Source organism: Actinophytocola sp. (genome assembly GCF_045807065.1).
Taxonomy (GTDB): Bacteria; Actinomycetota; Actinomycetes; order Mycobacteriales; family Pseudonocardiaceae; genus Actinophytocola.
In genome coordinates, this window is record NZ_JBJMIE010000367.1 from 1 (window position 1) to 9317 (window position 9317).

5 protein-coding genes are annotated in these 9317 nt (G+C 69.8%); all 5 read right to left on the bottom strand.

Annotation, left to right across the window (positions count from 1 at the left end; translation table 11 throughout):
• Positions 1-567, bottom strand: a 567-nt coding sequence (locus tag ACJ73U_RS21320; protein WP_407779430.1) for an endonuclease/exonuclease/phosphatase family protein, incomplete at its 3' end; no start/stop codon positions are given.
• 210 nt (positions 568-777) lie between these two features.
• Complete coding sequence (locus tag ACJ73U_RS21325) at positions 778-3213, bottom strand: PQQ-dependent sugar dehydrogenase (RefSeq protein WP_407779431.1); 2436 nt, start codon at positions 3211-3213, stop codon at positions 778-780.
• Between the two features lie 46 nt (positions 3214-3259).
• Complete coding sequence (locus ACJ73U_RS21330; RefSeq protein ID WP_407779432.1) at positions 3260-4942, bottom strand: NPCBM/NEW2 domain-containing protein; 1683 nt, start codon at positions 4940-4942, stop codon at positions 3260-3262.
• Between the two features lie 135 nt (positions 4943-5077).
• Entirely contained in the window at positions 5078-6955 is a 1878-nt protein-coding gene (locus tag ACJ73U_RS21335; RefSeq protein WP_407779433.1) for a glycosyl hydrolase family 28 protein, read from the bottom strand.
• 29 nt (positions 6956-6984) lie between these two features.
• Positions 6985-9102, bottom strand: coding sequence for a discoidin domain-containing protein (locus tag ACJ73U_RS21340; protein ID WP_407779434.1), 2118 nt, complete (start codon positions 9100-9102; stop codon positions 6985-6987).
• Positions 9103-9317 lie beyond the last annotated feature (215 nt).

The following is a 9317-nucleotide window of genomic DNA, read 5'->3' on the forward strand; positions in this document are numbered from 1 at the left end:
GAGCCCGGCCCCGCTCACCAGGATGTCGTAGGTCACCGACCCGGTCGGGGCGTTGAAGTCCCCCGTCACCACGACCGGCACCTCGAACTCGTTGACGCGGTCGCGGACCAGCGCCGCACCGCGCCGCCGGGCGTTCTCCGACCGGTGGTCGAAGTGGGTGTTGAGGACGACGAACTCCCTGCCGGTGCGCAGATCCGCGAACCGCACCCAGGTGGCCATCCGGATCACGTCGTTGCCCCACGTCCGCGAGCCGATCACCGACGGCGTGTCGGAGAGCCAGAAGTGGTCGAACGCCACCGGTTCCACCCGCCGGGTGTCGAAGAAGACGGCCGCGAACTCGTCGCGACTGCCGCCCGCGCGGCCGACACCCAGCCAGTCGTAGTGGTCCGGCAGATCACGGTGGATGTCGCGGAGCTGCTCGTACAACCCCTCCTGTGTGCCGAGCACCGTCGGCTGCGCACGCCTCAGCAGCTCCGCCATCACCGGCCGCCGCCGCGGCCACGCGTCCTCCGAGCCGCGCCGCAGGTTGAACGACATCACCAGCAACTCGTCACCCGGATCGATCACCGCCCCATTGTCACCGCTGGGCCGGCCGCCTGCCTCTCGGCGGTCCCCCCGGGGCGGTTCCCGATCGGGCCGGCACCGGAGAAACCATCCGGAAAGACATCCACCAAGTCTTCTCAAGACAAGTGACTATCCCCCAACGCGGCGTGGGGCGAGGTGGCTCGGGGGCGACGCGGCGGGCGACGCGGCGCCCCCGAGGTCCAGTGTGGATTCTCAGCCCAGGTTCACCCGGTAGAACCCGTCCGACCCGGCGCCTCCGTCGCCGTTGTTGTCCGCGTTGGTGGTGCCGAACCAGATCGCGTTCTCACCGGGAACCTTCACGACCGCCCGCAGCCGGCCGTACGTGCCGGCGTAGTGCGAGCTGACCGTGCCCACGTCCTCGCCGTTCAGCACGATCCGCCACAGCCGCTCGCCCCGCAGCGCGCACATGAACAACGCGCCGTTGGCGTACGCCAGGCCGCTGGGCGACGCCTGCGACACCGTCCACGTGTGCTTCGGGTTGGTCATCCCCGACACGTCGCACGAGCCCTCGCACGTCGGCCAGCCGTAGTTGCGGCCCGGCTGGATCAGGTTCAGCTCGTCCTGTGCCGAGTTGCCCAGCTCCGAGGACCACAACCGGCCGGCCGAGTCCCACGCGAGGCCCTGCGGGTTGCGGTGCCCGTAGCTGTACACCCTGGTGCCGAACGGGTTCCCCGGCGCGGGTGCGCCGGTCTTGGTGACCCGCAGGATCTTGCCGTTGAGCGAGTCCCTGTCCTGCGCGAGATCGCTCTGCTGGGAGTCGCCGGCCGTGGCGTACAGGAACCCGTCCGGCCCGAACCGGATGCGGCCGCCGTTGTGGTAGCGGCTCTTCCGGATACCGGTGACGATCGCGGTGTAGCCGGACAGCGTCGAACCGTTGAAGTTCATCTTCGCGATCCGGTTGCCCTCGCTGGAGGTGTGCATGAAGAACACCTCCTGGTCGCTGGTGCCGTTCCACGTCGGGGAGAACGCGACGCCCATCAGGCCGCCCTCGCCGTCGGTGGTCTCGCTGTTCGGCACGGTGCCGACCCGCGTCTTGCCGGTGCCGTTCTTGTTGATCTTGTAGACGGTGAACGTGTCGCGCTCGGTGACCAGCCCGAACGTGCCGTCCGGCGCCCACGAGAGGTCCCACGGGATGGACCAGCCGCTGGACACCTGGGCCGGGGTGCCCGGGTTGTTCCCACCACTGCACGCGGACGTGGTGAACGTGGTGGACTGGCTCGACGGCGACGTGTTGCCCGCCGCGTCCTTCGCCACGACGTGCACGGTGTAGGACGTGCCGCACGCCAGGCCCGTCACGGCCCTGGTCGTCGCGGGCGGGGTGCCGGTCACCGAGTCGAGCACCGCGCCGTCGGTCGCGATGTCGTAGCGGACCACGCCGCGGTTGTCGGTCGACGCGGCCCAGCTGACGGTCGCGCCCGTCTGGCCGACGGCCGACACCGTGGGCTTGCCCGGCGCCGACGGCGGGGTGGGGTCGCCGGGGTCGGCGGTCGTCGTGCAGACGACCTCCGGGCTGGACTCGGACTCGTTGCCGGCGGCGTCCCGGCCGAACACCGAGAACCGGTACTCGAAGTGGGGTTGCAGGCCGGTCACGCGGAACGGCGACCGCGGGGCCTCGGCGACCTTCTGGCCCAGGAAGTAGATGTCGTAGGCGACCACGCCGACGTCGTCGGTCGACGCGGGCCAGCTCAGGGTCAGCGAGTCGTAGCTGATGTCGCCGCAGACCGGTTGGCCCGGCGGCGTGGGGTGCTGGGTGTCGGCCGGCGGCCCCACCCGCAGCACGTCGAGGTTGGGCCCGCCGTTGGCGCTCGTCGAGGTGAAGCGAACCGTGTTGGCGCCGGCCGCCAGGGTGGTGTTGACCGTGCTCTCGTCCCACGTCGTCCACGCGCCGGTACCCGCGAACGAGCGGCCCGCGGCGACGACGGTGCCGTTGACCGCGACGTCCATCGGGCGGTCGGCGGTGGTGCCGTTGGCGTACCGGAGGGTGAGGCTCGCCGGCCCGGCGGTTCCCGCGTCCACGGTGAACTCGACGTAGCTGCCCACGACGTTGTCCATGTTGACGAAGCCGGAACCGGTGTAGCCGTCGTGGTTGGACTCCACGACACCCTGCGAGATGGTCGCGTTCTCCGCCTGGTAGTCCGTGGTGGCGGCGACGGCGACGTCGACCGCGTCCAGGTTGGGGCCCCCGTTCGCGGTGGTGGACGTGGCGCGGACCGTGTTGGCGCCTGCCTTCAGCGGCGTCGCGATCGTGACCGTCTCCCAGGTGGTCCAGGCGCCGGTGCCCGGGAACGACTGCGCCGCGATGACCGGTGCGCCGTTCACCTCGATGTCCATCGGGCGGTCGGTCGTGGTGCCGTTGGCGAACCGGATGGCCAGCGTGCCGTTGCCGGCGGTGGGCGCCTCGACGGTGAACTCGACGTAGCTGCCCACGACGTTGTCCACGTTCACGAAACCCGTGCCGCTGAAGCCCGCGTGGTTGGACTCCACGACACCCTGCGAGACGGTCGCGCTCTCCGCCTCGTACCTGGTGGCTGCCGCGGCCGATGCCGCGGCCGGTTCCGCGGCGGCCACCCCGACCGGCAGCAACGCGACCGCGACCAGCACGGTCAGCGGTCGACCTCGACGTCTCATGGTTCTGCTCCTCCCTGACTGTTGGCGATCACATCGAGGGCCGGCCTCACCGCGGTGCGGCCGGCGGGCTGGCGGGTGCCGCCGCCGCACCCGCGCACGTGATCCGCGGGTTCGCCCAGTCGGCGTGGTCGGAGTTGATGCCGTCGCCGCCGTCGGTCACGGCCAGCAGCAGCGTGGTCGCGCCGGTGAGGTCGGCGGTCAGGTGCCGCGTGCCCTGGCTGCCGGTGACGTAGCCGCTGTCCGCGACCTTCACCCCGTCCAGCCACACCTGGAACACCACGCGGCCGGCCGTGACCTCGTCGTCCACGCCGACGTCTGCTGTGAACGCACTACACCGCCCGCCGAGGTGGTAGGTGACGCTGCTGGGCGCGTGCGCGCCGAGGCCCTTGGCGAACGTCGTGCCGCCGATGGTGAGCGTGCGCCCGTCGCCGGCCGTCTGGCTGTTCACGCTGTGGTCCACCTCGACCGGCCCCCAGCCGTTGGTGGCGGACAGCATGGTGCGGTCGGAGAGCTGGCTCGTGCCGGCCGGCGGGGCGCCGGCGCCGGTCGGGGTGACCCGGTAGACGACCGTGCCGTGGGACGGCACCGAGGCGCTGATCGTGCCGGTGGTCGTGCGCACCTGCTTGCTCCACAGGTCCTTCAGCGACGCACCGCCCGACGCGCCGATCGCGGCCGTCGTGGTGCTGACGGTCGCGGTCGAGCCGGTCTCGTTGAGCAGCGCGACGGCGAGGTCCCCGTTGGACAGCGGCTTGCGGTAGGTGACCAGGCCGCCGCTGGACGAGACGATCCTGGCCTGCTGGCCGAGCGGGTCCTGGTCGACGGCGATCAGGTCGGTGTTGCCGAGGATGGCCAACGTCGCCGTGGACGCGGTGCGGACGTCGCTGCCGACGAGCAGCGGCGCGGACAGCATGGCCCACAGGCTGAAGTGCGTGCGGTACTCGGTGTCGGTCATGCCGCCGTTGCCGACCTCGAGCATGTCGGGGTCGTTCCAGTGCCCGGGTCCCGCGTACTGGGCGAGGTCGTCGTTGGTGTGGACGCGGGAGATCATGCTCGACCAGTTGTCGCTGATGTCCCCGGTGGTGCGCCACAGGTTGCCCGTGCCGGCGCCCCAGGTCCAGACCTTCGGCGTGCTCTGGCCCCACTCGCAGATGCTGAACACGATGGGCCGGCCGGTCGCCGCGAGCGCGTCCCGCATGGCCGTGTAGCGCTGGACCGCGTCGACGCCCTGGTTGTTGCAGTTGTCGTACTTGAGGTAGTCGACGCCCCAGCTCGCGAACAGGGTGGCGTCCTGCCGCTCGTGGCCGAGGCCGCCGGGGAAGCCGGCGGTGTTGCACGTCTTGGTGCCGGCGCTGGTGTAGATGCCGAACTTCATGCCGCGTGCGTGCACGTAGTCGGCGAGCGCCCTGATGCCGCTGGGGAAGCGGACCGGGTCCGGGACCAGGTCGCCCTGCGAGTCCCGTTGCGGCAGCGCCCAGCAGTCGTCGAGGTTGACGTAGGTGTAACCCGCGTCGCGGAGTCCTTTCGCGACGAACGCGTCGGTCACGGCCTTGATCGTGGCCTCGTTGAAGGTGCCGGTGCAGTGGGTGAAGTTCCAGTTGTTGAAGCCCATCGGCGGCGTGCGGGCCAACCCGTTCTCGATTGCCAGCGCCGGCGTTGGGCTCGTCACCATCGCGACCGCGCCGGCCGCGATGGTGACGAATACTGTGAGGAGTGAGGCGATTCTTCGCATGGCAGCGCTCCAGTCGGGCCCTCGTGGCCGGCGTGCGGGGAGGTCAGCGGCCGGGGCCGCCGTGGTGCGGCGCCACCCGCACCACGGCGCTCCCTGCCCGGGCTCCGCCAGCGCGGAGCCCCGGTCGGCGAGGTCTCACGCCACGTCGACGTAGTCCACGTTCGGACCGCCGCCCGCTGTGCCGGACGTCAGCCGCACCGTGTTGTCGCCGGCGACCATGGGCACCTGGACCGACGCGGTCCGCCACGTCGTCCACGCCCCGGTGCCGTCGAATGTGAGCGTGCCCACCGACGTTCCGTTGACCGTCACGTCCATCGGCCGGGCGTCCGCCGTCCCGTTGGCGAAGCCGAACACCAGGGTGGCGGTGCCGGCGGCGGCGCGGGGCACCGTCCACTCCTCGGCGCTGCCGACGGCGTTCGTGGTGTTGCAGAAGCCGGTGCCGGAGAACCCGGCGTGGTTGGCGTCGATCGTGCCCTGGCACAGCCCGGCCTCCGCCTCGAACCGGCCGGTCGGCGGCGGTTGGGTGCCGCACGACTCCGTCGAGCCAGTCTGGCTCACGCGCAGCGCGCCGCCGGTCGTGTTGGTGCCGTTGCGCACGCAGTAGCCGGTGACGGTCTGGAACAGCATGTCCGTCGACGCGGAGCCGCGCTCCGCGACGAACGGGTCGAACACCACGCCGGTGCTGTTGTTGGCGATCACCGCCGGTCGGGCGTCGGTGGCCTCGAAGTGGACCGAGCCACCGGTGAAGCGGATGTTGTCGGCGTTGCGGATGTACCAGCCGTAGGACGGCCGCGTGCCGATGCTCTTCGGGTTGTAGTCGCTCGGGTCGTTGCTCGGCACGCCCGTCGACACCGCGCCGTTCCCGCCGGGCACGTTCAGGTTGACGTTGTTGAAGGTGACGTCGCTGATCCTGTTCGAGCCGGACTCGCCCCACAGCGTGGCCGTGAAGTTGTTGTCGGCCTGCCCGGAGGACGTGATGTTGTCGTAGGTGATGTCGTGGATCCGGCCCACCCCTGGACTGTTGCCGCAGCGCCGTCGCGTGCCGATCTTCTGCGTGATCGCCGCGCGCACGTTGGTCATGGTGATGTCCCGGTAGTGCACGTCGGAGATCACCGAGCCGTCCATCGACACGATGCCGAGGCCGGACTTGTCGGCGCCGTCGATGGTGATGCGTTGGAAGTCGTAGCCGGTGAAGTCGCCGCACGTCTCCGAGCCGAACATCAGGGCGTTGCAGCACCGCGCGGACAGGTGGGAGTCGGTGACGACGACGTTCCCGTTGGACAGCTTGGCGCCCAGGGCGTAGTCGCTCTTGAACACGAGCGCGTCGTCGTTGGCCGCGATGTTCGCGTTGGTGATGCGGACGTTCGTGGTGCTGATGACGTTCCAGCCGTCCCGGTCGCTGGCCGTGTCGATGCGCAGCCGGTCGGAGGTCACGTTGGTGCAGCCGTTGATGAGCATCGCGAAGTGACCGCCGCGGCGCAGCGTCAGGCCGTCGCCCACCCGCAGGCCGTCGCAGCGGGTCAGCGAGATGATCTTGTCGGCCTCGCCGTCTTTCGGGTTGCCGGTGATCAGGTTGCCGCCGCCGTCGATCACGCCGGCGCCGACGAACCCGATGTCGGTGAGCCGGTCACCGTAGATCATCGCGTTGTGGAAGTGGCTGTGGCCGTAGTCCTGGTACTCGTCGTTGGGGTTGCTCTCCGGTGAGTCGTAGTCGTCGTTGCTCGCGCCCCGGACGGTCGCCCCGGAGTCCAGCCGCAGGGTGATGTGGCTGCGCATGTGGATCGTGTTGCGCGACTGGTAGGTGCCGGACGGGAACTGCACGGTCCCGCCGCCGGCGCCGGCCGCGGCGTCGATAGCGCGCTGGATGGCCGGCGTGTCGTTGCTCGAGCCGTTGCCCGTCGCACCGTAGTCGCGGACGTTGTACGTGGCCGCGCCGGCCGCGCCGGGCGCGACCAGGAGCCCGCCGGTGGCCAGCGCCAGCGCCGACGCGACACCGATCAGACGTCTGAGCATCATCGCTCCTCGCAGGGTTTCCGTTGTGATCAGTTGAGGGTGATCCTGTCCAGGTCGGGCGCGTTGGCCCCGTCGTTGAAGAACCTGATGGTGTTGGCGCCCGCGGCGAGCGTGACGGTGACCGCGTGGCTCGCCGGGGTGTCCCAACCCGTGCCGGACACGGGGACCTCCGTGGCCGCGCCGTTGTTCACGCTCATGTAGAACGAGCGGGTGCCGTCCACGGTGTAGTCGAGGGTGAGCTGGTGGGCGCCGGCCGTCGACTGCACGGTGACGGTGACGTAGTTGGCCGAGCCGTTGCCGATGAACCGCACCTTGGCGCCGCCGGAGCAGCCGGCACAGGCCGCGGTGACGGCCTTCCCGGACAGTGCCCCGGACTCCGCCTCGACGCCGACGGGTCCGGTGCCGCCGCCGCTGCCCGCGTACTCGCCGCCGATCCAGGCCTCGTCCACGCGCAGGCGCTTGTACCGGGTCGAGTCGCTGGACGCGGCGTACGTGCTCACGACCTCCAGCCGCACGTGCCGGGCCGTCGTGCCGGCGGGCAGGTCGACGAACGCGACACCGCGGTGGCTGGGCAGGGTGCCGGAGGTCACCGGGCTGCCCCAGTCGGTGCCGTTGGCGCTCACATAGACGCGGTACTCCTTGATCCGCGCGGACTGCTCGGTGTCCGAGCGGGCGTAGGCGACCGAGTCCTCCCGTTGGTTGATGCCGATGTACCGCACGGGCTTGGTCGAGCCGAGGTCGAACCGGAGCGACACGGGGGTGGTCTTGTCGCTGTCCCAGTAGGTCCGGTAGTCACCGTCCGCCGCGGCCGAGGCCGGGTGTCCGCTGGCCGACGCGCTCGCACTCATCGTCGCCGCCGGGTAGATGCCCTGCCGCCCGTTCGTTGTCACCCGGAAGACGGTGTCGTACTGGTCCCAGGTGGACACTCCGGTGAGCGTCAGGTACCCGTTGGCCTGGCTGAAGGAGACGGGGGCCCCGGTGCGGAAGTTGGTCACGCCGGTCACCCGGTACCCGTTGTCCCGCAGGCGCAGCGTGCTCCCCGACGGTTTCGTCACGACGTGGACGAAGTGCAGGTCGGGGTTCGTCCTGCTGACCGTCGTCACGCCGTGCGCGCCGTCGTTCCAGAAGCCCGGCTGGAGGCCGCCGTAGGAGTAGCCGCCGCCCTCGGTGCCGTTGATCGAGCCCCAGATCGCGTCGAGGTAGGTGTTCGCGAAGTTGTTGAACGCCTCCTGGTTGCTGGGGAAGCGGCCGTTCACCTGTGCGGTCTCGGCCATCAGGGACTTGATGGACGAGCCGGCGTTGGTGATGAAGCGGCCGAGCGTGAGCCGGTAGTCCACCGACGAGTTGGAGCCGTCGTACCACCACGCGCCACTGGACGGGAGCTTGTAGTCGGCCTCGATCAGCCGGGGCGCGGCCGTGTAGACGGCCTGCGGGTAGTCGTAGGACGGGGACATGCCGGTCTTCTGCTCGTTGCTGATCATGTCCATGATCGGCGTGTCCTCGTTGTTGTTGCTGAGTGTCCAGTTGGGACGGTCCTGCCGGATCCGCTCGTAGAGCCCGTGGTCCTCCCAGTAGGCGTTGTCGTTGTCGATCCAGAACCCGGACAGGTTCGGGTACCGCTGCATGACCTCGACGAAGTTGTCGTAGCCGAACTCACCGAAGCCGTCGCGGGTGTGCAGGTCGACGTCGTGGCCCTTGTAGTTGGAGTACGCGTCGGAGTCGAGCCAGCTCTGCCCCGACGGGAGCCCCTCGTTCCACCACTGGGGATCGTCGGTCATGTAGAGGATGGTGCGCATGCCGGCCGCGTTCGTGGCGTTGATCAGCTCGCCGAGGAAGTCCCGCTTGGTGTGGCAGCTGCCGGGGATCGCCGACGGCCAGGGGCGTGCGTAGCCGAGCCGGCTGTGGAACGCGGCCAGCACGATGTACCGCGCGTGCAGCTTCTTGGCCTCGTCGACCCAGTACTGGGCGTTCCAGCCGCCACTGGTGACGTCGTTCTCCCAGGCGGAGCAACTGGTGTGGGCCGGCGAGGTGCGCAGCCCCCAGTGGATGAAGAGACCAGCCTGCGAGTCGCGGAGGAACTGCTGTCGCGGATGCTCCAGCTCCGCGCTCGCGGTAGTGAGGAGAGAGGCGGCGATGACAAGGACCACCACCAGAACAGTCGGAATTCTGCCCAATCGACGCCGCGCCATTGCCGCCTCCCAGAGCCATAGACATCGGATGTATGCGCTCTGATTGCGAGACGTTACTCGGAGCAGCCGCACCCCGACAAGTTCTGAACCGGTCAATGAGTGGATCTGTTTCGTTGTGGTAAGCGCTTTCCCAATCGAACAGAAGCGCCGCGACTCCGGGGAGGTGGAGTCGC